Raw genomic sequence first — 23,492 nt, forward strand, 5'->3', positions numbered from 1 at the left:
TACGGTCCGGCGCCCAGCGACGCGCGGTCGCCTCAGGCGTCCAGCGCCTTGAGGACCTCGGCGGCGAGCGGAGCGGAAGAGGCCGGGTTCTGGCCGGTGATGAGGTTGCGGTCGACGACCACGTTCGGCACCCACGGCTTACCCACCTGGACGTCGACACCGGCGTCGACGAGGCGGGTCTCCAGGAGCCACTTCGCCTTGTCGGCGAAGCCGGACTGCGTCTCCTCGTCGTTGGTGAAGGCGGCGATCCGGTACCCGGCGAAGGCGTTCGTGCCGTCGGCGACGGTGGCGGCGAGGAGCGCGGCCGGGCCGTGGCAGACGACGGCCAGCGGCCTGCCGGAGTTCAGGGCGTCGATCAGGAGCCTGCCGGAGGTCTCGTCGACGGCGAGGTCCTCCATGGGTCCGTGACCGCCCGGGTAGAAGACGGCCGCGTAGTCGCCCGGGGTCACGTCCTCGAGCCGCAGCGGATTCCGGAGCCCGGTGAACGCGTCGAGGGTGGCGGCGACCTTGTCCGCGCCCTCCTGACCGCCGTTGACCTCCGGGGCGAGGCTGCTCTTGTCGACGGTCGGGACGACACCGCCGGGGGTGGCGACGACGACCTCGTACCCGGCGGCCGTGAACGCCTCGTACGGGGCGGCGGCCTCCTCGGCCCAGAAGCCGGTCGGGTGCTTCGTACCGTCGGCCAGGGTCCAGTGGTCGGCGCCGGTCATCACGAAAAGGATCTTGCGCATGTGGTCTCTCCCGGGAGGTACGGGCCGGGGTACGGCCCTCAGGGCGTGATCGCTCACCCGGCGCCTCGGTCCGAGACCGTCGGTGTGGCGATGTCCTCGAACGTAGTCCCGCGCCGGAGAGCTTTCCAATGAGGAATCCAATGGCTGCCATGGGAACTCCGATGGGTCCCGGGGAATAGACGCCCGCCGCCGCACTGCGAGAAGCCCGGGGGACCGGGAAGGACCAGGAAGGACCGGGAAGGACCGGGAAGACGGGGACGCCCGCCGTTACCCGCCACCGCCGCCGGCGCCGGCCCGGGAACGTACGCCCATGGGGGAGCGGAGTGACCCCGATGGGCGTACGGCCGGGCCGGCGCGGCGTGGTCCCGCGTGACGTCCTGCGGGGCGTCAGATGCGGTGCACGGTGTGGAGCTTCGTGGCGTACGTGCCCGTGCCGTCGAGCGTCGAGGAGCCGCCCAGGTCCGACATGGTCGGGCCGTTACCGGTCTTGCGGCTGGAGAGGAAGCGGCGCTTGCCGTTCGTGTCCTCGCCCAGGTAGATGCCCACGTGGTCGACGGTGACGGTCGTGCCGTCGTCGCCCGAGTCGGCGTTGAAGAGGACGAGGTCGCCGGGCTGCAGCAGCGTCGCGGCCGGCGGGGTGCCACCGGCGGTCCGGTCGATGCGGACGCCCGGCGCGTGGTCCGCCATGTCGCGGGACTTGCGCGGCAGCCGCGTCCCCGAGGTGTCGGCGCCGGCCGCGAGCGGGACCTTGTGGTGGTAGCCGAACACCATGCGGGTGTAGCCGGAGCAGTCCAGGTTGCCCACCTGCTTGCTGGACGGGCCGGTGTACGTACCGTCGGGGAAGGTCCAGCCGAGGTTCATGTACTCGTGGAAGTCGGCGCCCTCGTAGCGGTTGCCCTGCGGGTCGAGGTAGCCGTAGCCGGCCCGTCCGAGGACCTGCTTGCCCGCGGCGGCGCCCGCACCGGCGGTCACGGCCGGCGCGCCAGGCAGGAACATCGCCGCGTACGCGAGCACGTCGGGCGCGGTCGAGCCTGCCCAGGCGCGGATCTGGCTCTCCAGGGCCGCGGTCCAGGTGCCGTCGAACGGCTGGTCGAGGACGCGCACCCAGTCGCTGTGGGTGACGGTCGGCGGGGCCTCCCAGGTCGCCTCGGTGACCTCGAAGCGGCTGACGGTCAGCTTGACGGGCAGATTGGTGCAGCCGTCGTTGGCGAGGGCCCGCAGGCCGACCCGGCCCTTGACGAAGGTGGCGTCGGTGGCCTCGGTGGTCCAGGCGGAGGGCTCGGCGGAGCTCGTGCGCCAGGCCTTGGCCTGGATCCTGGTGCCCTCGCGGCGGACCCGTATCGTCCAGTCGGTGCCGGCGGCGACACCGGTGGCCAGGGAGACGGCCGGTGCCAGCTGTGTGACGGCGTCGGCGACCTCCTTCTCGACGCGGAGCTCGACGGCGCCCGCGGTGGTGAACGACAGCCGGGCCCGGTAGTTGTTGTGCGAGTCCTGGTAGCCGAAGGACAGGGCGTACGAGCACGCCTGTCCGGTGGGCACCTTGTCGAACCTGGCCACCGCGTACACGTCGACGTCGGTGATCTCGCCGTCGCGGACGCTGGCGTGGCGGCTCGCGTAGTCCGTGGTCAGGCTGATCACGCCGGCGCCGGGGGTCACCGAGAAGTCGGTGGCGGAGCCGCCGAGCGTGGTCCAGCCACCGCCGCCGGGGGCGGTGCCCCAGTAGACGCGGTCGGCCTCGGGGAGCGCGAGGTTCGGCAGCGTGCGCTGGAAGTCGTCGGCGAAGGGCCGCTTGTTCTCGGTGAAGGTGCGCTCGGGGCCGGGGAGGAGCACCGTGCGCGCGCCGTGCGTCAGGAGGGCGACGCGTCTGCCGCCGGAGGTGACCTCGGTACGGGCGGGGGTGCCGGGCAGCACGCTGACGCCGAGGGTGCCGAGGGTGACACCGCTGAACCAGTCGGCGCCGAGGCCGGCCACGGTCACCGAGGACCTGGGGGTGCCGAGGCCGTGCGGGGGGGCGGCGAGAGGCGCCAGGGCGGGAGCGGCGGCAGGGGCGGCGGCCTGCGCGGCGCGAGCGGGGGTGGCGGTCAGGGACGCGAGGGGAACGGCCGCCGCGGTGGCGGTCAGGGCGGTGAGCAGGCTGCGCCGGGAGGTGCCGGCGGTGCGGGATGTATGGATCATGACAGACATCATGCTGACGCCCCTGCCCGCGTCGTGCGGCAGGGTGCTCTTCCGGCCCCCGTGGGTTCCCCCGTGCGTTCCGGTCCCGGCCGGTGGATCCTGGAGGTATCGAAAGGGGCCGCGGTTCGTTTCGGCGCGGCTCGGTGTACGAGGAGGCAGGCCATGACCCGCACCCTGGAGTGGACGGTCGGCGTGGAACTGGTCGAGGAGAGCGGCACGACCAGGGCCGAGGCCCGGTTGCGCACCGGCCACTCGACGATCACGGGCCACGGCTCCGCGCGGTGCAACCCGGCGGACGTGGACGTGCCGGCGATCGGTGACGAGCTCGCCGCGAGCCGGGCGATGAAGGACCTGGCCGGCAAGCTGATGCGGGAGGCCAACCGGGAGATGGAGGCGGTGGGCGCGGGGACCGTACCCCAGCACACCGGACCCGGATACGGCTGGCCGGAGGCGGTCACCTGACGGGACCGCCACCCGAAGGCGAGGGCCCGGCGGGGCGTGAGGCACCGGCCGGGCTCGAACCGTGTGCGTCCGCGCGCGGTGTGGCGGCGGGCGGCCCGCGCGGGACGGCGTCGTGGACAGCTCGCGCCGGATGGCGTCGTAGCCCGCCCGAGTGCGTCTGGCCCGAGTGCGTCTGGTTCGGCCCGACGGGGACTGCCTCCTAGACCACCCCCTCGGCCCCCTCAACCCCTTCCGCCCCCTCCGCCTGCTCGTACGTCAGCCGGTCCTCGACCTCCACCACCCCGTCCACCGTCTCGCACAGCCGCACGAGGATCGGCCCGATCCCCGGGCGGTCCAGCGTGCCGCTGAGGGTGACGTGCCCCTCGTCGACGTCGATGTGCACGGCGGACGGGGAGAGGCGCAGGATGCGGACGACGACGTCCTCGCGGATCTCCTCCTGGATCGAGCGGTCCCTCCGCAGGAACAGCTGGAGCAGATCGCTCCGGCTCAGCACCCCGACCAGCCGTCCGTCCGAGTCCACGACCGGCAGCCGCTTCACCCGGTGGCGCTCCATCAGCCGGGCCGCCTCGACCGCCGTCCACGAGGGCCGGGCCGTCACGACGGGGCTGGACATCATGGCCTCCGCGGTGCTCGGCCCGCCCTTCGCCGTGTGCCGCCGCAGGAGGTCGGCCTCGGATACCACGCCCACGGGCCGGTTCTCCTCGTCGACGACGGGGACCGCGGTGATGCCGTACTCGTCGAGGAGCCGCGCGATCTCCTTGAACGAGGTCCCGGGCTGCACCACCACCGCGGTCGGCGTCATCAGGTCGGCCACGCTGCGGTGCCTCATCGTCCGTTCCGTCCCTTCTGGGTCCCGGATTCCATGATCCCCCACCGAGCGCCGGAATGGGACGGGAGGCCCGCGAAACCAGGGGCGGGAAAGGGCTTGCAAGAATTGACATGTACATGGTTACTTCGGGTAAGCCCAGCCCCGCGAGCCGGAAGAAGGACCCTGCATGCCGTCTCCCACGCCCACGCCGAGCCCCCTCCGCCACCCCACCCGCCCGCGCCGCGGCCGCCACCTCGCGGCGGCCGTCGCGGTCGCCCTCACCCTCGTCGCCACCGCCGGCGGCACGGGAGCGGCCGCACCCGAGGGGCCGGCCTCCGCCGGGCTCCGCGAGGCGATGTTCGTCGGCAACAACTGGGACGGAACGGCCGACGTCATCGCCGCCCAGGGCGACTTCCACCGCATCGGCCGCCTCGATGTGATCCCCGACAAGCAGGAACGCCTCCGGGAGATCTACCTGAATCCGGTCAAGCTCGCGTTCTTCCTCGGTGTCCGCTCGGGACCGGGGGAGGGCCACGACCAGTTCGTCGACGACATGTACGCGACCCCCGACGGTTCGGCCATGGTCGTCTCCCGGCCCAGCTTCGCCGACGTCGTCTCCCTCGACCTGCGCACCGGGCGGATCAACTGGCGCTTCCCGGTGGCCGGTTTCCGCGCCGACCACATGGCCGTGTCGCCCGACGGCACCCGCGTCGCGGTCTCCGCGTCCACGGGGAACACGGTCCACGTCCTCGACATCACCACCGGCCGCGAGGTCGGCTCCTTCAAGACGGGCGACAAGCCGCACGAGAACGTCTTCACCTCCGACGGACTCCTCTGGAACATGTCCATCGGCGAGGTCACCACCGCCCTCGACGCCCCCTGGCTCGACTGGACCAAGGGCGACCGCCGCATCACCGTCGTCGACGCCCGCACCTTCGAGACCGTCCGCGTCATCGACATGCGCGAGCGCCTCGACGCCTTCGGGCGCGGCGACCTCTCCGACGCCGTCCGCCCGCTCGTCTTCACGCCGGACGAGAAGAAGCTGTACTTCCAGGTGTCGTTCTTCAACGGGTTCCTGGAGTACGACCTCGCCACCGACCGGATCACCCGGGTCAAGTCCCTCCCGGGCAACCCGGCGACCGACCCCGACCGCACCACCTGGGTCAACGACTCGCGTCATCACGGCCTCTCGATGAGCCCCGACGGCACCAAGCTCTGCGTCGCGGGGACGATGGACGACTACGCCACGGTGGTCGACCGCGCCACGCTCCAGGAGGGCCCGCTCGTCGAGGCGTCCAAGCCGTACTGGGCGACGGTGAGCGGCGACGGACGGTCCTGTGTGATCTCCGAGAGCGGTGCCGACCGGGTGACCGCGATCGACTTCGCCACCGGCCGGCGCGTGGCCTCCGTGGACGTCGGCGACCATCCCCAGCGCGTACGGCTCGCCCGCATCCCGGCCGACTGGACCGGAGCGGCGGGAAGTTGAGCGACGGCGGCGGGACCGGCCGGATCGAGTACCGACCCGCCCGGTCCCGCCGCAGCAGACCCTCAGGCCCTCGGGCCCTCAGGTCAGAGCCATTCAGGCCCTCAGGCCCTGTGGACCGCGACCTCGTGGAGCGAATAGCCCCACTCGGTCGCCCGCCGTTCGCCGTGGATCCGTACGTACCGGGCCGGCGTCGACGCGAACTCCGCCGTGTCGTATCCGCCGTCCCCGGCGTCCGTGGACCACACCGTCCGCCAGTCCGTGCCGTTCTCGGACACCTCGATCCGGTACTGGCGTGCGTACGCCCGCTCCCAGTCGAGGGTGACCCGGCCGATCCGGCGGACCGCCCCGAGGTCCACGCCGATCCACTGGTCGTCCGACCAGTCGCTCGCCCAGCGCGTGCCCACGTCGCCGTCGACGGCCCGGCCGGGGGCGTAGCTCGTGAACGGGTTCCACTCCGATGAGCTCGCCGAAGCGGCGGCGCCCGCGGCCAGGTTGACGCCCGGCTCGTGCTTCTCCGTCGCCCCCCACGTGGTGAGGTACGACTCCGCGCCGCGCGCCAGCTCGTTCACGACGCCCTGGCCGCCGCTGAGCCGGATCTGTTCGATCCAGTCCGGCACCATGCCGTTGTGCGCGGCGCCGTCGGTGTTGAGGTCCCAGGTGCGCTCGCCCGTCACCTGGCGGTCGATCACCGACCCGCCGTCGAAGCTGCGGAAGGGGTACGTGACGGCGTTCGGCGCGTCAGGACCGACCGGGCCCGGCCAGCCGCCGACCCCGTTCATGTCGGTGCCGTACCCGAGACCGACCCCGTACTTCTCGCGGAGGTCCGCCTTCTGTCCGGCCTCGCCGATGAAACCCTCCGCGCCGTGCATGTACTGGGCGACGAAACCGCCCAGGCGGTAGAGCCGCTCGGTCCAGTCCAGGTCCATCCAGCTGTGGGTGGAGAGGACGCCCGGGTACTCCTCGGACTCCAGGATGTCGAGCGCCCGGCCGGCCGCCTTGACGCTCATGTGATCGAGCTCCAGCATCATGCCGCGGTCCATCATGCCCCGCAGCGCGTGTTCGCCGAGCCTCGTCAGGCCCCGGGTGTTGCACTTCGCGTCGGAGGCGTACGAGGGGACGCTCACCCCGGGCGGCAGCTTGGAGGCCATCACGGGGGCGGCCGCGAGCCCGATGGGGTTGTCCTGCTGCGGTCCCGCGCACTTCTCGGTCGCCCAGAACGTGCCAGTGGACAGGAACTGGCCGATGTTGACCGCCGTGCCGATGGCCCCCGAGTCGAAGCGCACGCCGCAGAGCGCGTTGTCGAACTTGTGGCAGAGGAACATGCTCCGCACGCCGAGCCCGTACAGCTCGTCGAGGCCGCGGTCGATGTCCTCCTTGTCGCACTGGGCCACGTCGAGGATCATCTTGCAGCCGAACGGCTCCGAGGTCTCGACGCCCAGGACGACGGCGAGCTTGCCCTGCTCGACCACCGAACGGGCCTGCGCGGCCGAGGTGACGATACGGAACCAGCCCTTGCCGGGACCGCCGTACAACCCGTCGACGTACTCCTGGAGCTCGTACGTCTTGCGGGCCTGGAGGCGGATCGACGTCATCTCGTCGCAGCTGCGGTCCCGGGGCAGGATCGAGCAGATCAGGCCGTTCGTCACCAGGTCGTTGACGAGCACGCGCTGCCCGCCGCGCCAGGCGCGCTCCACCCATGCGTAGTAGTTCTGCTGGTGGGTCAGGGAGTTGTGGGCGGGCCAGTCCTTGAACGTCGGCCAGCCGACCGGGTCGTGGTGGCCGTCGGCGCCGCCGGTGATGTTCTCGAACAGCGCGCCCGAACCGTCGGGGTAGTGCTCGGGACAGTCCTTGAGCGCCTCGGGGGCACCGCCCGCGGCGAACGTCTGGCCGCAGATGAGCCGGCCGCCGAACCCCTCGTTGGACATCAGGTGGTTGTGCGCGTCGACGAAGCCGCGCACCTTCCCCTGCGCGTCCGTCCCGGTGAACGGCGCGCCCGTGACGTTGATCCGCGAGTCGGCCGCCGGCCGGGCCGTGGGCTCCCACCACGGACCGGTGGCGTCGGCGGCGGGGACGGGGCCGGAGCCGAAGAGCACGGCGGCCAGGGCCAGGAACAGCGCCAGGAGGGCGGATCGGCCGCCGGTCCCGCGCGAATGGGGTCGAGTCATGGTCAGCGATGCCTCCGGTCGGTGGGGGTGTACCGGGCGCCCCGAGGATCGCGGTGTCGGTGCTGTGAGTCAAGAGTCCGGGACGGATGACCTGCTGACGGTTCGAAGGGACGCCGGACACACCACCGGTGCCACGGTCAGCCCTCGATCATCGCCACCAGCTGATCGGCTGTCAGATCAAGCTGTCCGGCGGCGGCCTTCTCGTCGCCGAGGACGAGGAACTGCAACGTGAGACCGTCGATCACGGCCGCCAGGTAGCGCGCGATCGTCTCCACCGGCACCCTCGGCTCAAGGCCCCTCAGCGCCCGCACCTGTTCGACCAGGGCGCCCGCGGACACCACGTACTGCTCGTACTGGGCGCGCGCCAGATGTTCGAACCCGGGCTCCCGCAGGGCGTACTGGGTGAGGTCGTACGTGAGCATGTGCTCGCCGGGGTGGGCCGTGACATGGTCCCAGTACGTCTGGAGCGCGCCCCGCACGGTCTCCCGCAGCGTGGCACCCGGCTCGACCGCCGACATCACCCGCGCCACGTAGTTCCCGGTGATCGTCTCGATCGCGGCCTCCAGGAGGGCCTGCTTGGAATCGAAGCAGTAGTGGAAGACGCTCAGCGAGACACCGGCCTCGGCGCAGATCGACCGGGTGGTGGTCCGGGTGACACCGTCCCTGGTCATCGCCCTGATCGCCGCCTCGACCAGCTGCCTGCGTCGTTCGGCCGACGGCATCCGCCCCATGGTTCCTCCTCGCGTCCGGCGCAAGGGTAGGCGAGAGCCACGCCGGGTGACAGCGCGGGAGCGGCCCGCCGCGCGAGCCCGGCGACGCACGGCGGGGGCGGGACGGGCGTACGCGTCAGGGGGTGTAGGGGGTGTCGCTGCGGCGCAGTTCGGTCATGGCGGGCTCCGTGACCCGGTAGACGGCGGTGCGCCGGATGGTCACGATGGCGGCGGGGTCGGTCTCCCCGCGGGTCAGGTAGACGACGGTCGCCTGCCGCGGCGCAGGCGAGGAGGCGTCGATCGACACCACGGGCGTACGGTCCCCGAGCGAGGCGGCGGCGGCCGGTACGGGAGTCCCGGCCTCGTTGCGCCAGGTGACGAGGGCGTAGAAGCGGCCCGTACCACCGGTGGTGACCTTCACGGCGGCCACGGCGTCGGCCGCCGGATCGCCCGTCACATCGCCGATGCCGCACTGCGGCTGGAGCTCGATCACCACACCGTCGCCCTCCCACCGGCCGTCGGTCAGGGCGATGCCCCCCTCGGGGGCGTCGGGCAGCCGCAGGGAAGGCCCCTGGAGCGGGGCGTTCCGCAGCTGGTCACAGGTGAGCGTGCCCGCCGGGGTGCCCTTCCCGGGCTTCTTCGACCCGGTCGGCGAGGGCTTGGCCGATTCCTTACCCCCGGTCGGCTTGCCGCCGGGAGTCTTCGAGGTGGCGGCGGGCTTCCGGGGCTTCGAGCCCGACCCCTCGCCGCCGTCCTCCGGGCCCTGGCACGCCACCGTGAGCGACGCCAGCGCGAGAGCCGTGACCAGCCCCGCTCCACGCGCCGCCGCTCTTCTGGTCCCGATGGTTCCGGTGCTACCGGTGGTTCCGGTGGTTCCGAACATCGCAGATTCCCCCTTGTGTGTCCGCCGTCCATGCGCAGAACGGCAGGGTCGAAGACGCGCCACCGGGTACCGCGGTTGCGGACGCCCGGCCCGCGCCTTCGACGGGTGAAGACGCACTGGCATCATGCGTATCCGGCCCCACCACAACCGAACCGCTGAGTGAGCTCCTCGTGATCGACAGCACCACCTCTCCGCATGACACCACCCCCTCCGAGATACGCGCCGAGCGCCGGCGGATCGTCGAGTCCGTCCAGGCGCACCGGCGGATCCTCTCGAAACGGCGGGCGTTCGAGGTCGCGGACCGGCAGCGACTGAACCGCGAGGCCAGGGAGCGCGACCGTGCCGAGGCGCGTCACGGGAAGGCGCTTCAGCGCATTCACGAGAAGCAGGTCAAGAGCGAACGGTCGCTCACGGGGAAGCTGAACGGACTCGACGGGAAGCGCGAGAGCCAGGAGCGCAGGGCGCTCGCCGTGCTGCGGCGCGAGGCCGTCGACCAGGCGCTCCGGAGCACGCACCTCACCGCGAGCCAGGTGAACGGCATCGGCAGCGGCCTCGTCCGCGACCTCGCCGCCCAGGGCGTCAGGACGGCCGCCGACTTCCGACGCGTCTCCTGGGGCAAGGCCCCCAACGGCAAGGGCGGGGAGGTGCTCTACATCCACCGCACACAGGGCCGCAAGGTCCACATCAACGGCATCGGCGAACATCGCGGCCGCCCGCTGATGGAGTGGCGCCAGGCGGCCCTCGCCCGCGCCGAATCCCGGGCGCCCGACGAGCTGCCGGCGGACCAGCGGCACCGTATCGCCGAGATCATCGAGAACGAGCGGACCCGGCTCAAGGCCGAACTGGACGAAGCCCCGAAGCTCGCGGCGACGGCCCGCGCCGAAGCGGTCGACGTACACACCGAGGCCCTGGAACGCCTTGCCGTCACCGAGGGGGAGGCGGCGGAGGAAGCAGCGCGGCGCAGGGCGGAGTTCGACACGATGGCCGAGCGCCTGCGCGACCTCCAGGCCGAACTCGCGGCGCACGTGGACAGTTTCGGCGACCTGGGGCTCCGCGACCGGAGGGCCCGCTCCCGTGCGCTCAGACCGGTCCCGGCGGCGCCCGCCATCCCGGCTCCCCGCGCTCCGGAGGCCGCTCCGCGTCCGAACCCGGCGAGCGCGACCCCCGACGCGGCCGCAGCCGCGCCGGACGCCCATGCCGCTCTGGACGGAGTCCGGGCGAAACTCGGCTGGCTCGTCCCCATGGCGTTCTTCGGCATGACGGCCGTCCTCGGCACGGGCGCCGACGCGACCGACCCCCTGTGGTTCAGGATCACGGCCCGCCTCGCCGCCCTGGCCATGCTGGCGGACCTGCTGCGCCTGTGGGTCCCACGCAGGCGGTGGCGTACGGCGGGCTCGCTGCCCGCCGGTACCGGCCTGGTGGTCTCGGGCGTGTTCCTGGGCCTGGTCTCCGCGAGCATGTTCGTCGACCCGGAGCACTCGGCCGGCGGCGCCCCCTGGGCCATCGCCGTCGTGTCGGCGCTCCTCCTCCTGGGAGGCGCCGCCCGCCGCGCGGGCACGGGGACACCGGGCCCGACCTCCGACTGACCGCGCGCGGCGGACGAGTCCCGGCTGCTACTCCGCCGCGTACCGCACGAACCGGCCCCAGCCCTCGCGTCCGACCGCGAAGGCGGGGCGGCTCACGTCCTTGGAGTCCCGGACGTGCACGTCCTGTTCGGCTACGGCGACCTCTACGCAGTCATCACCCTGGCTGCCGCTGTAGCTGGACTTGAACCAGGCGAGTTCCGTCGTGGTGGTCATAGCTCTCCTCGCAGTCGCTCCAGCAGGCCCCGCGATTCCATGGGGTTCAGGGCCTGCGACCGCAGTGTTTCATAGCGCTGACAGAGGAGGCTCACCTCTTTCGGGTCCGTGATCAGGCGCCCGTTCTGCTGGCCCTCGGAGTAACAAAGCCGCTTCCCCTCCAGAGTCTCCAGGAGTCGCACCGGCCCGTCCAGGCACGCGTGCAACCCTGCCTCCAGCGGCACCACCTGCAGCGTCACATTGCGCGGAGCACTGAGCTCCAGTACGCGATCGAGCATCTCCCGCATCTGCTCGGCATCGCCGAACCGGCGCCGCAGGACGTGCTCCTCCACGATGAAGCTGAACGGGACCGTCGGCCGCTCGCGCATCATCTGCTGCCGCTCCAGGCGGGCGGCGAGCTGTGCCTCCAGCTGCTGATCGGTCAGCAACGGGATCGTGCCCTCGAACACCGCCCGCGCGTACGCCGCCGACTGCAGCAACCCCGGCACGAGCCGGCACTCGTACGTGCACAGGCTGACGGCCACCTTCTCGAGCCGCGCCCACCGCCGGAACCACGCCGCGAGCCCCGGTTCGCCGCGCGTCAGGTGCCGGGCCGCCTTCCGGAGGGCGCCCGTGTTCCCGAGGGCCTCCTCCGCGTGCTCGACGAACGCCTCGTCCGGCATGCGGCGACCCAACTCCACGGATTCCACGGTGTGTTTGGAGAACCCGACCCGCGCCCCGAACTCCACCCGGCTGAGGCCCGCGTGCTCGCGCAGGGCCTGGACGACGGCGCCGAACGTCCGCAGACTGTCCGACGGATCGGGTTCCCGCTCCCACTCCTGGGCCCGTACGCCGTCATCGCTCTCGGCCTCGACCATGCTCATACGCCGCCACCTCCACGTACACCCGCGGCAGCTCCCGCGGTTCGGCCTACTCAGCGTGACGGCGGAGGGACCGTACTGTCCACCCTGGGTGCCCGTACGCTGACAGCGCGTACGGGGTGTGGCTCTCGCGGAGCGCGGCGGGACGGCGTCACTGTGGCCTCATGAACGCGACGAAGCCTCAACTGAGGCCTACGACTCACAGGTTCAGCCAGCTCCTCTCGTCCACGCGGCGTGGCGCGCGCCTCGCCCGGCTCCTGGCGGTGGCACAGCTCCACGCCTGGGACGCCCCGGGGGACGTCACGGAACGTGCGGAGCAGGTCGTCGCGGAGCTCGCGGCGAACGCCGTACTCCACGGATGGCTTCCCGGACGCGACTTCCGGCTCGGTCTCGCGCTCGACCCGTCGGACGGCGGCCTCCGCATCGAAGTCACCGACGCACGCGGCGACCGGCTGCCCGCCATGGTCCGGCCGGGCGGGGGAGACGGCGACGGCGGCAGGGGACTGCCGCTGGTCGCCGCCCTCGCCGACGACTGGGGGGTCGAGCCGTACCCACCCGGCGGCAAGACGGTATGGGCGACCCTCGGCCCCGGCCTGCCCCCCGGTCCGTGAGGGCCGCCGGCCCGACGCCCCGCCGACCTGCGGTCCGCGTGGCCCGGGAGGAAGCTGGATGCGGCGGCGCGCGCGGAAGGAGCCGTCGCCATGGGAGGAAACCCGGGTCGCCCTCAAGGGCTCGCACGCCTCACGGCCATCGGTGTCGCGGCGGCGACAGGTGCCGCACTGCTGTCGGAATGGGCCGCCGGCGGAACGGAGGGCGGGGCCACGGACCGTACCGCCGCCGTCCAGGCCGCGCCCAGCCCGTCGGCCGATGACGTACGCACCCTCAAGCCGGGCCAGACTCCTTGAGCCCACGAAAGAGTGACGCCTGCGGGGCCGATCGTAGGACTGCGCCGTGTCAGGCTTGCATCGCAGAAGCCCACCGACCCTTGTCGGCTGCGGAGATGTATGACGCTCCGACACCAAGCGTCCCGCGCGCCTCTCGTCCCCCAAGGGCCTGCCGTATTCTGGGAGTTCGACCAGATCCACCGGGCACCAGGGAACGAGGCACGAGGCGTGTCGCTGTATCTGCACCGCTCGAACCAGACCAGACTTCTGCGCCGCAAGGCCGTGGACAGGTGCAAGTACTGCGGTACACCGATCGAGTGGTTCGAGCGGTACGACACCCTCCGGATCCCCCTCACCACGGAGTTCCCCGCGCCGCTGATCCCGCCGAAGATGCGGTGGCACCTCAGCAAGGGCGTCGCCTACCCCGGCGGGGACCCTCAGACGGCGTTCTGCAGGATCCCGCATCCCGCGATCTGCCCGGCCGTCACTCATCCCGACCTCCCGGACGAGCTTCAGGATGTGGTGGCACGGCTCGCGGTGCGCATGCGCGGCCGGATCGAGCGGGGAGAGTTCTCTCCCTATCTCGAACCGGTGGAGGAAGCGGAAGCGGAGACCGCCGACCCCGACATTGTCGAGGACATCCGGCACGTCATCTCGTACTACGGCACGCTGAGGATCGCGCCGGGTGAGGTCCACGATCTCCAGTGCATCGCGACCGACGCGAGGACCGGGCAGCGGTGCGAAGGCGGCGTCTTCGACCTCGACGAAGGGAAATGGGAGGAGGTCGACATCCCCCATGCCCCTGGTCGGCAGGGCCAGCAGATCCTGTCCATGACGGGCGGCCGCATGTGGGTCTGGACCATCAACGACTTCGAGTTCCTGCGCCGGTGGTGGAAGCAGCGCTGCGGTGACTGCTTCCGGTCCTCCCAGCCTGATCACGTGAAGTTCGAGCTCGCGCAGTTCCATCCGCTCATCCACGCCGACTACATCCTCACCACCCGCCCGGAAGGCTACGAGCGCACCGCGAAAGGCGATCAGCTCGTCATCCACGATGGGCCCGCCAAGGACGTCACGACATGCGCGGCCGACGGCTGCCGGAACGCCACGCTCGGGAAAATGGACGAGGGCTGGCTGTGCTGGAGCTGCGAGCGCACGGAAAGGCGCCGCGCCCGTGTTCATCGGCGCTGGCAGTACTTCATCGAGCCGGTGGAAGAGGACCCCCCTCGACAGCATCCCGTCCCGCCCCGCGCCCCAAGGAACACGCCGTGACCATGGCTTTCACCAGGGACGACGGCGCCTTCGCGGACAGCCGAGTCCCCGCGCCCTGGCCACAGCTCATCCCCCTGCTGCATTTCCGGGTAGGTCATCTGATCGCCCTGGGGGTGCCGGCCGACGACGAGGCGCGACTGAGCACGGCACTCGCCGACCACGCCCAGGCCCACGACGCTCGCACCCTGCTCTATCCCAGCTCCCCGACGTCGCACGAGCTCGGAGCCAGACGGGTGCTCCGCTCCGCCTTGACGGCGCAGCAGATCGTCGAGGACGTCGAGTCGTTCGCAGGCACTCGGCGACCGGTGGACCTGGTCGTCGTCGAGGACTTCAGCCGGCTCTGCGACGCCGACGGCGATCGTTTGCGCGAGCCCGAGCAGATCGATGATGCCGGCAGGCGCCTGAAGCGTCTCGCCGACGACCGGACGGTGTTCCTCTTCATCCCGATCGACCGCACGCCTCCGGCAGCGGAACCCATGCGCCTCGCTGACCTGGGGCTTTCCGCAGAACTCGTCTACCACGCGGACGTCCTGGCCCTGCTGGAGCGGACGAGCCCCGACAGCGCGGACGTCCTCGTCGTCAAGGACCGCTTCGGGCCCGTCCCGTACAAGGCCTCCATCCCGTGGGAGTCGTGAGCGAGCTTCGAGGGCCTCCGGGCACCTCGCGTCGCGTCTGTGGGATCTCAAATGGCGTGGCCAAATCTCACGGCCCATGGCCACCTCGTGGCCGGTTGGCCACGAAGCTGAGACTTCCCGGCTGGCCTGTTCGCTCTTTGGGTTGACGGCGAAATAGCGCGGCCTCCCCTCGGGACAGGCTCACGCGAGCCCGTATACCGAGCGGGTACACCCATGGACCCTTACTGCGGTGCCCGTCCGTTCAGCGGGTTACCGGTTCCGCGGTGGAAGCGGACTGTGTGGCCGCCCAGGAGGCGAGCAGGCGCAGGCTCTCGTCGGAGGGTGAGCCGGGCTCGGCGGTGTAGATGGTCAGGACGAGGCCGGGGTCGGCCCGCAGGTCCAGCCCCTCGTAGGCGAGGGTGAGGTCGCCGACCGCATCGTGGTGGAAGCGCTTGGTGCCGGTGCCGTGGAGTCGGACGTCGTGGGCTCCCCAGCGCGTGCGGAAGGCGTCGCTGCGGGTGGACAGCTCCCCCACGAGGTCGTGGAGCGCCTTGTCGTGCGGGTTGCGGCCGGCCTCGGTGCGCAGGATGGCGACGGTGATGTCCGCGGCCAGGTCCCAGTCGGGGTAGAAGCGGCGTGAGAGGGGGTCGAGGAACTGGAAGCGGGCGAAGTTCGCCTGGTTGTGCGGGTTGGCGTAGAGATCGTGGTGGAAGGCGCGGGCCAGGCTGTTGGTGGCCAGGAGGTCCATGCGGCCGTTGCGGACGAAGGCGGGGCATCCGGTGACGGCGTCCAGGGTCCACTGCAGGCTCGGGTGTGGCTTCCACTGGCGGGTGGTGCGGCGTCGTCGGCGGGTGAGGGCGTCGGAGCCGTCGGCTGTCCGGGCCAGGTGGAGCAGGTGGGCGCGTTCGGCGTCGTCGAGCCGCAGGGCGCGGGCGACGGCTTCGAGGACGGCCGGTGAGACCCCGGCGAGGTTGCCGCGTTCCAGTTTGGCGTAGTACTCGACGCTGACGTCGGCCAGGGCGGCGACCTCGCTGCGGCGCAGGCCAGGGACCCGGCGCCGGGGGCCGGCGGGCAGTCCGGCCTGCTCGGGGGTGATCTTGGCTCGCCGCGAGGTGAGGAACTCGCGGACATCTGCTTGGTTGTCCACGCTTTCGACGGTACGGCTTGGTCGGCGCCGGAGGGATGTACTGCTGGTACACCCCTTGTCGGTGACTCGCTGCGGGTTCGAAGTACCGGTTACCTGGATGACGTGATGGTTCCTCCCCCTGCTCTTCCGGCAGGGCGGGAACGCCGGCACGCGGGCTGTTCTTGGACAGTTCGGCCCTCTCGTACGTAAGGAAGACCTCTCATGCGCGGAGCAGTGATCCACGCCCCCGGCGACGTCCGCTTCGAGACCCTGGACGACCCGCAGATCCTCAAGCCCACCGACGCGGTCATCCGGACGGCCGTCACCTGTGTGTGCGGCTCCGACCTGTGGCCCTACCGGGGCGCGGAGCCGATCGGCGACCCGCACCCGATGGGCCACGAGTACGTCGGGTTCGTGGAGGAGGTCGGGCCCGAGGTCACCGGCCTGCGGACGGGCCAGTTCGTCGTCGGCTCGTTCGCCACCTCGGACAACACCTGCGCGAACTGCAAGAACGGGTTCCCGTCGAACTGTCTGCACCGCGAGTTCATGTCGACCTGCCAGGCCGAGTACGTCCGCATCCCCAACGCCGCCGGCACCCTGGTCTCCCTCGACGAGACCCCAGACGAGTCGCTGTGGCCGAGCCTGCTGGCCCTGTCGGATGTCATGGGCACCGGCTGGTGGGCGGCGGAGGCCGCCGAGGTGAGGCCCGGCTCGACCGCCGTGGTCATCGGCGACGGCGCGGTGGGCCTGTCCGGTGTGATCGCGGCGAAGGAGATGGGCGCGGAGCGGATCATCGCCATGTCGCGCCACGAGTCCCGCCAGCAGCTCGCCCTGGCCTTCGGCGCCACCGACATCGTCACCGAGCGTGGCGAGGAGGGCGTCGCCCGGATCAAGGAGATGACCGGGGGCATCGGCGCCGACAGCGTGCTGGAGTGCGTCGGCACCGCCGAGGCCATGAGCCAGGCACTGCACTCCACCCGTCCCGGCGGCAGCGTCGGCTTCGTCGGTGTCCCCCACGACGTCGCCGTCGACGGGCAGGAGCTGTTCTTCTCCCACGTCGGCCTGCGCGGCGGGCCCGCTCCCGTACGCCGCTACCTGCCCGACCTCATCGACCGCGTCCTGACCGCCCGGATCGACCCGGGCAAGGTCTTCGACCTCACTCTCCCCCTGGCCGAGGTGGCCCAGGGCTACAAGGCGATGGACGAGCGCCTCGCCATCAAGACTCTCCTCACCCCCTGAACCGTCCCCCCCCATCTGAAGGAGCGATCATGCAGATCACCCGCAGCTCGATCGACACCGTCAAGGGACCGGCAGACTGGTTCACCGGCGACGTCTACATCGATGCCGTCGCCGCGGCCCCCGCCCCGTCCCGGGTCACCGCGGCCCTGGTGCACTTCATGCCCGGCGCGCGCACCCACTGGCACTGCCACCCGCTCGGGCAGACCGTCTTCGTCACCGAGGGCGTCGGCTTGTGCCAGCGCCGCGGCGGACCGGTCGAGGTCATCCGGCCCGGCGACCGCGTGCTGTTCGAGGCCGGCGAGGAGCACTGGCATGGTGCCGCCCCGAACCGGCTGATGGTCCACGTGGCCATCAACGAGGGCGACGAGACCCACGACGTCGTGCACTGGCTGGCCCCCGTCACCGACGAGGAGTACGCCGCAGCCCCGGCCGTCTGACCTCGGACGGTCCTCGGCCCCGCCCATCTGCCTGCCCCCTTTTTTTGCTCGGGCGGTCCCGAAAACGGTTTGCCCCGCTCACGTCGTCCTTGAGGAGAACCACCGTGACCACGTTCGCCCTCGTCGGAGCCGGCCCGGGCCTGGGCCTCGCGGCCGCCCGCCGCTTCGGCGCCGCCGGCCACCGCGTCGCCCTCGTCTCGCGCAGCATCCAGCACCAGGACAACCTGGTGGCCGAACTGGCCCGGGGGAATGTCCAGGCCCGCGGGTTCACTGCCGACGTCCTTGACCCGGCCTCCCTCACCTCGGCCCTGCACGAAGCCGCCGACACGCTGGGGCCCATCGAGATTCTCCAGTTCAGCCCGGTGCCCCGCGGCGACTTCATGAAGCCGGTGCTCGACACCACCGCCGCCGACCTGGACGACCCGCTGGCCTTCTCCGTCAAGGGCCCAGTGACCTGTGTGAACGCCGTCCTGCCCGGGATGCGGGAGCTGGGCCGGGGCACGCTGTTGTTCGTCAACGGCGGCAGCGCCGTCCGCCCCCACCCCGAGCGGGCCGGGACCTCGATCGCGTTCGCCGCCGAGAGCGCCTACGTCTCGATGCTCCACGACGCCCTCGCGCCGGAGAACATCCACGTCGCGCAGCTGATCGTCCCTGGCGCGATCCGCCCGGACGCCGAGCACTCCAGCCCGAAGGCCCTGGCCGAGCGCCTGCACGCCATCCACAGCGAGCGCGGTCCCTTCCGGCACTACGCCGAGCCCATGCCCGCATGACCATCCCGGGGATCCCTTCCATGAACTCCGCAGTCCGTCGCCGTCTGCTCCGCGCCGCTCCGGCAGCCGTCCTGCTGCTGGCCGTGGCCGCCTGCTCCAGCGACGCGCAGGAAACCACCCCGGCCGCCCCCTCCTCCGCCTCCCCGGGTCTGCAGGAGACGACGGCCTCCACCCCGCGATCCCCCTCCGAGAGGAGCACCGCCATGGGCATCCGGGTCACTCTCGACGGCCGCCCTGTCGAGGCCACCTTGAACGACAGCCCCGCCGCCCGCGACTTCGCCGGGCTGCTCCCGCTCACCCTGGACCTGGAGGACTTCCACGGCATTGAGCGGGTTGCCGACCTGCCGCGCAAGCTGGACACCTCCGGTGCCCCCGAACCGGTCGCGGCCAAGGCCGGCGACATCGCCTACTACGCCCCCTGGGGCAACCTGGCCCTCTTCTACCAGGACGGGCCCGCCCCCTCCGCCGACCTGCTCGTCCTCGGCCACCTCGACGTCAGCGCCGACCAGCTCGGCCGGGCGACGCGCATCACCATCGAAGCCGCCCCCTGACCCGGGCGGCTGCCCGAACTCCCCAGAGGCCGGGTTCACCGTCAACCCCGTTGTCAGCTCTCTCGCCGTCCGTATCGCCGGCGACGCCCCCACCTGCATCGCCGCAGGCTCGCTCGTCGCGGGGCGGGCCCTGGGCTCCTCCCTCGGCCCGACCGGGCCGGCCCTGGTCGGCGCGGTCTTCGCCGCGCTCACCCTGATGCCCCTGATCGCCCTCGCGCTGCGCGGCACCGGCGGCCCCTCGCGGATCGTCGCCCGTCACACCACCGACGCCGACGCCCCGCGGCAGACACCAGTCACCACCACGACCACACTCCGAACACCACATCCGTACGACTTCGGGGAGCAACCGCCATGAACCCCACCTACGACTTCACCGGCCAGGTCGCCTTCGTCACCGGCGCCTCCTCGGGCATGGGCCTGGCCACCGCCCGCGCCTTCGCCGAAGCGGGCGCCGCTGTCGGCCTCGCCGACATCGACGAGGCCGCCGTCACCAAGGCGGTGAAGGACCTCACCGACGCCGGCCACCGGGCGCTCGCCCTGGTCTGCGACGTGGCCGACGAGGACCAGGTCGCCGCGGCCGTCGACCGCACCGCGGAGACCTTCGGACGGCTCGACATGGCCTACAACAACGCCGGCATCATGTCCGCGCCCACCGACGCCGCCGACGAGAGCGCCGAGCAGTTCGACCGCGTCCAGAACATCAACCTGCGCGGCATCTGGGCCGGCATGAAGCACGAACTGCGCCACATGCGCGACCAGGGCAGCGGCGCCATCGTCAACTGCTCCTCTCTCGGCGGCCTGGTCGGCAACCCCGGCCGCGCCGCCTACCACGCCACCAAGCACGGCGTGATCGGCCTGACCAAGAGCGCCGCCCTCGAATACGGTGCTCGCGGCGTCCGCATCAACGCCGTCTGCCCCGGCACCATCGCCACCCCCATGGTCGACGCCATGGTTGAAGGCGGAGAGCTCGACCGCTCCCAAGCTGAAAGCGGACAGGCCATCGACCGCCTCGGCACCGCCGACGAAATCGCCCAGGCCGTCCTGTGGCTGTGCAGCCCCGGATCCAGCTACGTCACCGGCATCGCCCTGCCCGTCGACGGCGGCTACACCGCCCAGTAACCGGACCAGGGGTGCGTCGAGCCGGATGGGGGGAGCGAGGCCGTTGCCACTCGCCTCGGCTGCTCACCCGAGTGGGGCGCCTGCGTGACGACGACCATGGATCTGAGACACGCTGCCGACACACACTCTGAAACTGCCTCAGAACCTGCGGTCAGCACGCTGCGTCATGACAAGAGCCGCGAGATCTCACAGCGTCGACCAGGACGCCGTCAACAAAGCGCCGCCTGCGCGGCCGGTGGTGCCATGGACTCCATAGCGGTGAGGTACGGCAGGTCATCGAGGGGCTGATCAGTGAAGTAGCGGGCCATCAGGTCGGCCACTTCGGCGTCGCGTTCGAGGTGCACGAGGTGATCGGCTTCCCTGATCGTGGTGAAGCGCGCTCCCAGTGCACGGGCGACCTGCCGCCCCGCGTCCGGCGGGGTGAGGATGTCGTGCTCGCCGGTGGCCACGAGGACCGGGGCGGTGACCGCGAGGCCGGGCGGGCACCAGGGATGGGACAGGAGCCGGTCGCGGTGGGTGAAGTCCATGGCCAGCGCACGTTCGCCGCGGGTGGTCCACTTGCGGCGCATGAGGCGTTCCACGGCGGCCCGTCGCCGGACGACGCCGTGGTGCGGCGGTGCCATGAACCGCTCGATCATGTCCTGCACCATCTCGTCGAGCCGGCCGTCCTGCCACATCTGCCGCCATCGCTGTGCGGAGGCGACGTACTGGGGTGACATGCTCGCCGCAAAGCCCAACAGCATCAGTCGGCTGATGTGGTGCGGTTGCCGCTTCGCCAGGTGCAAGGAGATGGAGGCGCCGAAGCAGCCGCCGAACACGTTGACGCGTCCAAGGGCGAGCGTGTCGATGGCGTGGCCGACGGCGTCGGCCAGGAAGTCCATGCCGTACTCGGCCGGCAGCGGGTCGGCGTCCGCGTAGCCGGGCAGCTCCAGGGTCAGCACGCTGGTGTGTGCCAGAAGCTGCTGCTCGTACCGCACCCAGGACAAGCGGTTCTGGGAGGAGCCACCAATGATCACGATGGGCTCGATGGCGCCGGCACCTGCGGTTGCCGTGCGGGCCACGAACCGGAAACCGTGGTACTCCAGCTGATGGTCGGTCATTCGGACGCTGAGATCGTGGTTCATCCTTACGTAACCGGCGCCCGGGGCGCCCGGTTTCGGTGCCGCGCCCGGTTTCATCCATGCAGCGGCGTGTCGCTGAGCTGCGGGACCGGCCCGGGGATGCCGGTGCACGACCGCATCTCAGCCCCGCTCCAGGTCCAGGACCTCGCGGAGCGCCGCCACCGCGTGGGCGCGGTGTTCGTCGAGCCAGCGGACGGCGGCCTCCTCGTCGCCGTGGCGGAGGGCGGAGATGACGGCGCGGTGTTCGCGCACCGCCTGCTTCCGGTGCGGTCCCTCCGTGTAGTAGAGCGAGCGGTACGCGTCGGTGGAGTCCCACAGGGTCGCGATGAGGCGGACCAGGCGCGGCATGCCCGACGCCTCGATCAGGGTGAAGTGGAACAGCCGGTTCGCCGCCGCCATCGCCGGTACATCGCCCTCATCGGCGGCCCGTTCCACCGTGCGCTGGATGCGTTCGAGGGTGGCCACCGTGCCGTCCGGCATCCGCCCTACGGCCATGCGGACGGCCTCCGTCTCCAGGAGTTGCCGGATCCGGTAGATCTCCTCCAGGTCGTCGAGCGAGAGCTCCGCCACGAAGTAGCCGCGGTGGATGTGATGCACCACCAGACCCTCGGCCTCCAGGGACTTCAGGGCCTCGCGCAGGGGCACCCGGCTCACCTCGAAGCGGGCCGCGAGGGCGTCCTGGCGGATCTGTCCGCCGGGCCGGAGCTCTCCGGTGGTGATGGCGCGCCGCAGTTCCTCCAGGACGAACTGCTGGGCGGTCTGCGGCCGCCTCTTCTGCACCGCGCTGCTCATCGCCTGTGACCTTCCGTTCCCTCGTGGGCCACCCGTCGCGCGTCTCCGCACCGGTGGCGACCATCTTCCTACGCGCGGCCGTTCGCCGCTGAGCCCCTGTGGACAACCCGTCCCAGCTCCGCGAGCAGGCCCTCCGTGTGCTCGCCGAGGCGCGGGGGAGCGGCGCGGTAGGTGGGCGGCGTCGCGTCGAGCCGGATCGGGTGGGCGACCTGACCGGGACCGGCCGCGGACTCCGGGACCCGGGGGGCGAGCCCCAGCCGGTCGGCGAGGTCGAAGGCGGCGGCCAGGTCGTTGATCGGCCCGCACGGCACCCCGGCCGCGGTGAGCTCCTCGAACCAGCTGTCGGCGGTACGGGTCCCCAGCGGCGCGGCCAGGGCCGCGACCAGCTCCTCCCGGTGCGCGACCCTGGCCGTGTTGGTCGCGAAGCGGGGGTCCTGGGCGAGTTCCGGCAGACCGAGCCGTGCGCAGAGGGAACCGAACTGCCGGTCGTTGCCCACCGCGAGGACCAGGGGCCGGTCCTGGGCCTCGAACACCTCGTACGGGGCGATGCTCGGGTGCCGGTTGCCCATCGCGCGCGGCACGACGCCCGCGCCGAGGTGTGCGGCGGCCTGGTTGGTGAGCGCCGAGAGGAGCGAGCCGAGGAGGGAGACCTCGACCCGCTGGCCCTCGCCGGTGCGTTCACGGTGGCGGAGGGCGGCGAGGACGCCGAGGCCCGCGTGGAGCCCGGTGATGACGTCGACGAGCGCGACCCCGGCCTTCGTCCCCTGGCCGCCCGGTTCGCCCGTCACGCTCATGAGGCCGCCCATGGCCTGGACGAGCAGGTCGTAGCCGGGCAGGTGGGCGCCCTCGGCGGTGCCGAAACCGGTCACCGAGCAGTAGACGAGCCCCGGGTTGGCCGCCCGTACGTCCTCGTAGCCGAGGCCGAGCTTCTCCATGGTGCCGGGCCGGAAGTTCTCCACCAGGACGTCCGCGCGGTCCACGATCGCCCGCGCCGCGGCCAGGTCCTCCGGGTCCGTGAGGTCGAGGGCGACGGAGCGCTTGTTCCGGTTCACCCCGAGGAAGTACGTGGCCTCGCCGCCGGCGAACGGCGGTCCCCACGCGCGCGTGTCGTCGCCTGAACCGGGCCGCTCGATCTTGATCACGTCGGCGCCGAGGTCGGCGAGGAGCATCGTCATGTACGGCCCGGCGAGCACCCGGCCGAAGTCGGCGACGACGATCCCGGAGAGGGCGCCGCCGCCCTCCGGCGTCGGTGTGTGTCGCTGGTCTGCGCGCATTCCGTTCTCCCTCGCTGGCGATCGGATCCGATCGGACCGTATGGCCAGGGCATCGGATTTTCAATACTGGATCCAATATCCGATCTGGCGCTACGCTTCGGCACGCCGAGTCGCCACAGCCGCCAGGAGGCCGTCCGTGAAGTCGCAGCAGTCGAAGCAGTCGCAGTCGCAGTCGCAGTCGCAGCCGTCGCAGTCCAGCTCCGCTCCCGTCCACCCC

25 protein-coding genes are annotated in these 23,492 nt (G+C 71.6%); 13 read left to right on the forward strand and 12 right to left on the reverse strand.

The window, feature by feature from the left end; genetic code table 11:
* Positions 1 to 32 precede the first annotated feature (32 nt).
* The gene (locus ACZ4VK_RS09025) at positions 33 to 731 is read right to left on the reverse strand and encodes a type 1 glutamine amidotransferase domain-containing protein (RefSeq protein WP_468350041.1); all 699 of its coding nucleotides are present in this window, start codon (positions 729 to 731) and stop codon (positions 33 to 35) included.
* A gap of 387 nt (positions 732 to 1,118) precedes the next feature.
* Positions 1,119 to 2,906: an NlpC/P60 family protein gene (locus ACZ4VK_RS09030; protein WP_468350043.1), complete on the reverse strand. Its 1,788-nt coding sequence runs from the start codon at positions 2,904 to 2,906 to the stop codon at positions 1,119 to 1,121.
* A 162-nt stretch (positions 2,907 to 3,068) separates the two neighbouring features.
* Here ACZ4VK_RS09030 and ACZ4VK_RS09035 point away from each other — a divergent pair, with 162 nt between their 5' ends.
* The gene (locus ACZ4VK_RS09035) at positions 3,069 to 3,368 is read left to right on the forward strand and encodes a DUF1876 domain-containing protein (RefSeq protein ID WP_468350045.1); all 300 of its coding nucleotides are present in this window, start codon (positions 3,069 to 3,071) and stop codon (positions 3,366 to 3,368) included.
* A gap of 199 nt (positions 3,369 to 3,567) precedes the next feature.
* On the opposite strand, the gene ACZ4VK_RS09040 is transcribed toward ACZ4VK_RS09035, so the two are convergent.
* Positions 3,568 to 4,197, reverse strand: a complete 630-nt coding sequence (locus tag ACZ4VK_RS09040) for a CBS domain-containing protein (protein WP_468350047.1) — start codon at positions 4,195 to 4,197, stop codon at positions 3,568 to 3,570.
* A 166-nt stretch (positions 4,198 to 4,363) separates the two neighbouring features.
* Between ACZ4VK_RS09040 and ACZ4VK_RS09045 the strand changes: the two genes are divergently transcribed.
* The gene (locus tag ACZ4VK_RS09045; protein ID WP_468350049.1) at positions 4,364 to 5,662 is read left to right on the forward strand and encodes a YncE family protein; all 1,299 of its coding nucleotides are present in this window, start codon (positions 4,364 to 4,366) and stop codon (positions 5,660 to 5,662) included.
* 101 nt (positions 5,663 to 5,763) lie between these two features.
* Here the strand turns inward: ACZ4VK_RS09045 and ACZ4VK_RS09050 are convergent, their stop codons facing one another.
* The 3 genes from ACZ4VK_RS09050 to ACZ4VK_RS09060 all read right to left on the reverse strand — a co-directional run bounded on the left by ACZ4VK_RS09050 (position 5,764) and on the right by ACZ4VK_RS09060 (position 9,420).
* Positions 5,764 to 7,827 (reverse strand): galactose-binding domain-containing protein, encoded by a 2,064-nt coding sequence (locus ACZ4VK_RS09050; RefSeq protein WP_468350051.1) that lies wholly within the window; start codon positions 7,825 to 7,827, stop codon positions 5,764 to 5,766.
* A 137-nt stretch (positions 7,828 to 7,964) separates the two neighbouring features.
* Positions 7,965 to 8,558 carry a TetR/AcrR family transcriptional regulator gene (locus ACZ4VK_RS09055; RefSeq protein ID WP_468350053.1) on the reverse strand — a complete coding sequence of 198 codons (594 nt, stop codon included), beginning with the start codon at positions 8,556 to 8,558 and terminating at the stop codon, positions 7,965 to 7,967.
* A gap of 115 nt (positions 8,559 to 8,673) precedes the next feature.
* The gene (locus tag ACZ4VK_RS09060) at positions 8,674 to 9,420 is read right to left on the reverse strand and encodes a hypothetical protein (RefSeq protein WP_468350055.1); all 747 of its coding nucleotides are present in this window, start codon (positions 9,418 to 9,420) and stop codon (positions 8,674 to 8,676) included.
* A gap of 170 nt (positions 9,421 to 9,590) precedes the next feature.
* On the opposite strand from ACZ4VK_RS09060, the gene ACZ4VK_RS09065 reads away from it, so the two are divergent.
* Positions 9,591 to 11,006 carry a hypothetical protein gene (locus tag ACZ4VK_RS09065; protein WP_468350057.1) on the forward strand — a complete coding sequence of 472 codons (1,416 nt, stop codon included), beginning with the start codon at positions 9,591 to 9,593 and terminating at the stop codon, positions 11,004 to 11,006.
* Between the two features lie 27 nt (positions 11,007 to 11,033).
* On the opposite strand, the gene ACZ4VK_RS09070 is transcribed toward ACZ4VK_RS09065, so the two are convergent.
* Positions 11,034 to 11,219, reverse strand: a complete 186-nt coding sequence (locus tag ACZ4VK_RS09070; RefSeq protein WP_468350059.1) for a DUF397 domain-containing protein — start codon at positions 11,217 to 11,219, stop codon at positions 11,034 to 11,036.
* A complete protein-coding gene (locus ACZ4VK_RS09075) occupies positions 11,216 to 12,082 on the reverse strand; it encodes a helix-turn-helix domain-containing protein (RefSeq protein WP_468350061.1) in 867 nt (288 codons plus the stop codon). The genes ACZ4VK_RS09070 and ACZ4VK_RS09075 overlap by 4 nt, the downstream gene beginning before the upstream one ends.
* 161 nt (positions 12,083 to 12,243) lie before the next feature.
* Here ACZ4VK_RS09075 and ACZ4VK_RS09080 point away from each other — a divergent pair, with 161 nt between their 5' ends.
* The 4 genes from ACZ4VK_RS09080 (at position 12,244) to ACZ4VK_RS09095 (ending at position 14,867) form a co-directional block, all read left to right on the forward strand.
* A complete protein-coding gene (locus ACZ4VK_RS09080) occupies positions 12,244 to 12,690 on the forward strand; it encodes an ATP-binding protein (RefSeq protein WP_468350063.1) in 447 nt (148 codons plus the stop codon).
* A 90-nt stretch (positions 12,691 to 12,780) separates the two neighbouring features.
* Positions 12,781 to 12,984, forward strand: coding sequence for a hypothetical protein (locus ACZ4VK_RS09085; RefSeq protein ID WP_468350065.1), 204 nt, complete (start codon positions 12,781 to 12,783; stop codon positions 12,982 to 12,984).
* Positions 12,985 to 13,191: 207 nt separating this feature from the next.
* Positions 13,192 to 14,232, forward strand: a complete 1,041-nt coding sequence (locus tag ACZ4VK_RS09090) for a DUF6083 domain-containing protein (protein WP_468350067.1) — start codon at positions 13,192 to 13,194, stop codon at positions 14,230 to 14,232.
* Positions 14,229 to 14,867, forward strand: a complete 639-nt coding sequence (locus ACZ4VK_RS09095) for a P-loop NTPase family protein (RefSeq protein ID WP_468350068.1) — start codon at positions 14,229 to 14,231, stop codon at positions 14,865 to 14,867. The genes ACZ4VK_RS09090 and ACZ4VK_RS09095 overlap by 4 nt, the downstream gene beginning before the upstream one ends.
* 241 nt (positions 14,868 to 15,108) lie before the next feature.
* Here the strand turns inward: ACZ4VK_RS09095 and ACZ4VK_RS09100 are convergent, their stop codons facing one another.
* Positions 15,109 to 15,993, reverse strand: coding sequence for a helix-turn-helix transcriptional regulator (locus ACZ4VK_RS09100; RefSeq protein WP_468350070.1), 885 nt, complete (start codon positions 15,991 to 15,993; stop codon positions 15,109 to 15,111).
* A gap of 201 nt (positions 15,994 to 16,194) precedes the next feature.
* Here ACZ4VK_RS09100 and ACZ4VK_RS09105 point away from each other — a divergent pair, with 201 nt between their 5' ends.
* The 6 genes from ACZ4VK_RS09105 (at position 16,195) to ACZ4VK_RS09130 (ending at position 20,088) form a co-directional block, all read left to right on the forward strand.
* Positions 16,195 to 17,211, forward strand: coding sequence for a zinc-dependent alcohol dehydrogenase family protein (locus ACZ4VK_RS09105; RefSeq protein ID WP_468350072.1), 1,017 nt, complete (start codon positions 16,195 to 16,197; stop codon positions 17,209 to 17,211).
* 29 nt (positions 17,212 to 17,240) lie between these two features.
* On the forward strand, positions 17,241 to 17,648 hold the full coding sequence (locus ACZ4VK_RS09110) for a (R)-mandelonitrile lyase (protein ID WP_468350074.1): 408 nt from the start codon (positions 17,241 to 17,243) through the stop codon (positions 17,646 to 17,648).
* A gap of 104 nt (positions 17,649 to 17,752) precedes the next feature.
* The gene (locus tag ACZ4VK_RS09115) at positions 17,753 to 18,418 is read left to right on the forward strand and encodes an SDR family NAD(P)-dependent oxidoreductase (RefSeq protein ID WP_468350076.1); all 666 of its coding nucleotides are present in this window, start codon (positions 17,753 to 17,755) and stop codon (positions 18,416 to 18,418) included.
* Between the two features lie 20 nt (positions 18,419 to 18,438).
* Complete coding sequence (locus ACZ4VK_RS09120) at positions 18,439 to 18,969, forward strand: cyclophilin-like fold protein (protein ID WP_468350078.1); 531 nt, start codon at positions 18,439 to 18,441, stop codon at positions 18,967 to 18,969.
* A 196-nt stretch (positions 18,970 to 19,165) separates the two neighbouring features.
* Positions 19,166 to 19,324 (forward strand): hypothetical protein, encoded by a 159-nt coding sequence (locus ACZ4VK_RS09125; RefSeq protein WP_468350080.1) that lies wholly within the window; start codon positions 19,166 to 19,168, stop codon positions 19,322 to 19,324.
* Positions 19,321 to 20,088 carry an SDR family NAD(P)-dependent oxidoreductase gene (locus ACZ4VK_RS09130; RefSeq protein WP_468350082.1) on the forward strand — a complete coding sequence of 256 codons (768 nt, stop codon included), beginning with the start codon at positions 19,321 to 19,323 and terminating at the stop codon, positions 20,086 to 20,088. The genes ACZ4VK_RS09125 and ACZ4VK_RS09130 overlap by 4 nt, the downstream gene beginning before the upstream one ends.
* Positions 20,089 to 20,297: 209 nt before the next feature.
* Here the strand turns inward: ACZ4VK_RS09130 and ACZ4VK_RS09135 are convergent, their stop codons facing one another.
* From ACZ4VK_RS09135 to ACZ4VK_RS09145, 3 genes are all read right to left on the reverse strand, one after another.
* Positions 20,298 to 21,188, reverse strand: coding sequence for an alpha/beta fold hydrolase (locus ACZ4VK_RS09135; RefSeq protein ID WP_468350084.1), 891 nt, complete (start codon positions 21,186 to 21,188; stop codon positions 20,298 to 20,300).
* 141 nt (positions 21,189 to 21,329) lie between these two features.
* The gene (locus ACZ4VK_RS09140; RefSeq protein WP_468350086.1) at positions 21,330 to 22,001 is read right to left on the reverse strand and encodes a GntR family transcriptional regulator; all 672 of its coding nucleotides are present in this window, start codon (positions 21,999 to 22,001) and stop codon (positions 21,330 to 21,332) included.
* Between the two features lie 68 nt (positions 22,002 to 22,069).
* Positions 22,070 to 23,275: a CaiB/BaiF CoA transferase family protein gene (locus tag ACZ4VK_RS09145; RefSeq protein ID WP_468350088.1), complete on the reverse strand. Its 1,206-nt coding sequence runs from the start codon at positions 23,273 to 23,275 to the stop codon at positions 22,070 to 22,072.
* Positions 23,276 to 23,492 lie beyond the last annotated feature (217 nt).

The organism is Streptomyces sp. NPDC028711, assembly GCF_055565415.1.

Bases quoted from the DNA above. Each gene is read 5' to 3' on its own strand.
- ACZ4VK_RS09135 (WP_468350084.1), bottom strand. From the start codon at position 21,188: ATGACCGACCATCAGCTGGAGTACCACGGTTTCCGGTTCGTGGCCCGC.
- ACZ4VK_RS09070 (WP_468350059.1), bottom strand. From the start codon at position 11,219: ATGACCACCACGACGGAACTCGCCTGGTTCAAGTCCAGCTACAGCGGC.
- ACZ4VK_RS09130 (WP_468350082.1), top strand. From the start codon at position 19,321: ATGAACCCCACCTACGACTTCACCGGCCAGGTCGCCTTCGTCACCGGC.
- ACZ4VK_RS09060 (WP_468350055.1), bottom strand. From the start codon at position 9,420: ATGTTCGGAACCACCGGAACCACCGGTAGCACCGGAACCATCGGGACC.
- ACZ4VK_RS09040 (WP_468350047.1), bottom strand. From the start codon at position 4,197: ATGAGGCACCGCAGCGTGGCCGACCTGATGACGCCGACCGCGGTGGTG.
- ACZ4VK_RS09105 (WP_468350072.1), top strand. From the start codon at position 16,195: ATGCGCGGAGCAGTGATCCACGCCCCCGGCGACGTCCGCTTCGAGACC.
- ACZ4VK_RS09050 (WP_468350051.1), bottom strand. From the start codon at position 7,827: ATGACTCGACCCCATTCGCGCGGGACCGGCGGCCGATCCGCCCTCCTG.
- ACZ4VK_RS09075 (WP_468350061.1), bottom strand. From the start codon at position 12,082: ATGAGCATGGTCGAGGCCGAGAGCGATGACGGCGTACGGGCCCAGGAG.
- ACZ4VK_RS09110 (WP_468350074.1), top strand. From the start codon at position 17,241: ATGCAGATCACCCGCAGCTCGATCGACACCGTCAAGGGACCGGCAGAC.
- ACZ4VK_RS09055 (WP_468350053.1), bottom strand. From the start codon at position 8,558: ATGGGGCGGATGCCGTCGGCCGAACGACGCAGGCAGCTGGTCGAGGCG.
- ACZ4VK_RS09120 (WP_468350078.1), top strand. From the start codon at position 18,439: ATGAACTCCGCAGTCCGTCGCCGTCTGCTCCGCGCCGCTCCGGCAGCC.
- ACZ4VK_RS09030 (WP_468350043.1), bottom strand. From the start codon at position 2,906: ATGATCCATACATCCCGCACCGCCGGCACCTCCCGGCGCAGCCTGCTC.
- ACZ4VK_RS09080 (WP_468350063.1), top strand. From the start codon at position 12,244: ATGAACGCGACGAAGCCTCAACTGAGGCCTACGACTCACAGGTTCAGC.
- ACZ4VK_RS09035 (WP_468350045.1), top strand. From the start codon at position 3,069: ATGACCCGCACCCTGGAGTGGACGGTCGGCGTGGAACTGGTCGAGGAG.
- ACZ4VK_RS09140 (WP_468350086.1), bottom strand. From the start codon at position 22,001: ATGAGCAGCGCGGTGCAGAAGAGGCGGCCGCAGACCGCCCAGCAGTTC.
- ACZ4VK_RS09025 (WP_468350041.1), bottom strand. From the start codon at position 731: ATGCGCAAGATCCTTTTCGTGATGACCGGCGCCGACCACTGGACCCTG.
- ACZ4VK_RS09145 (WP_468350088.1), bottom strand. From the start codon at position 23,275: ATGCGCGCAGACCAGCGACACACACCGACGCCGGAGGGCGGCGGCGCC.
- ACZ4VK_RS09125 (WP_468350080.1), top strand. From the start codon at position 19,166: ATGCCCCTGATCGCCCTCGCGCTGCGCGGCACCGGCGGCCCCTCGCGG.
- ACZ4VK_RS09045 (WP_468350049.1), top strand. From the start codon at position 4,364: ATGCCGTCTCCCACGCCCACGCCGAGCCCCCTCCGCCACCCCACCCGC.
- ACZ4VK_RS09085 (WP_468350065.1), top strand. From the start codon at position 12,781: ATGGGAGGAAACCCGGGTCGCCCTCAAGGGCTCGCACGCCTCACGGCC.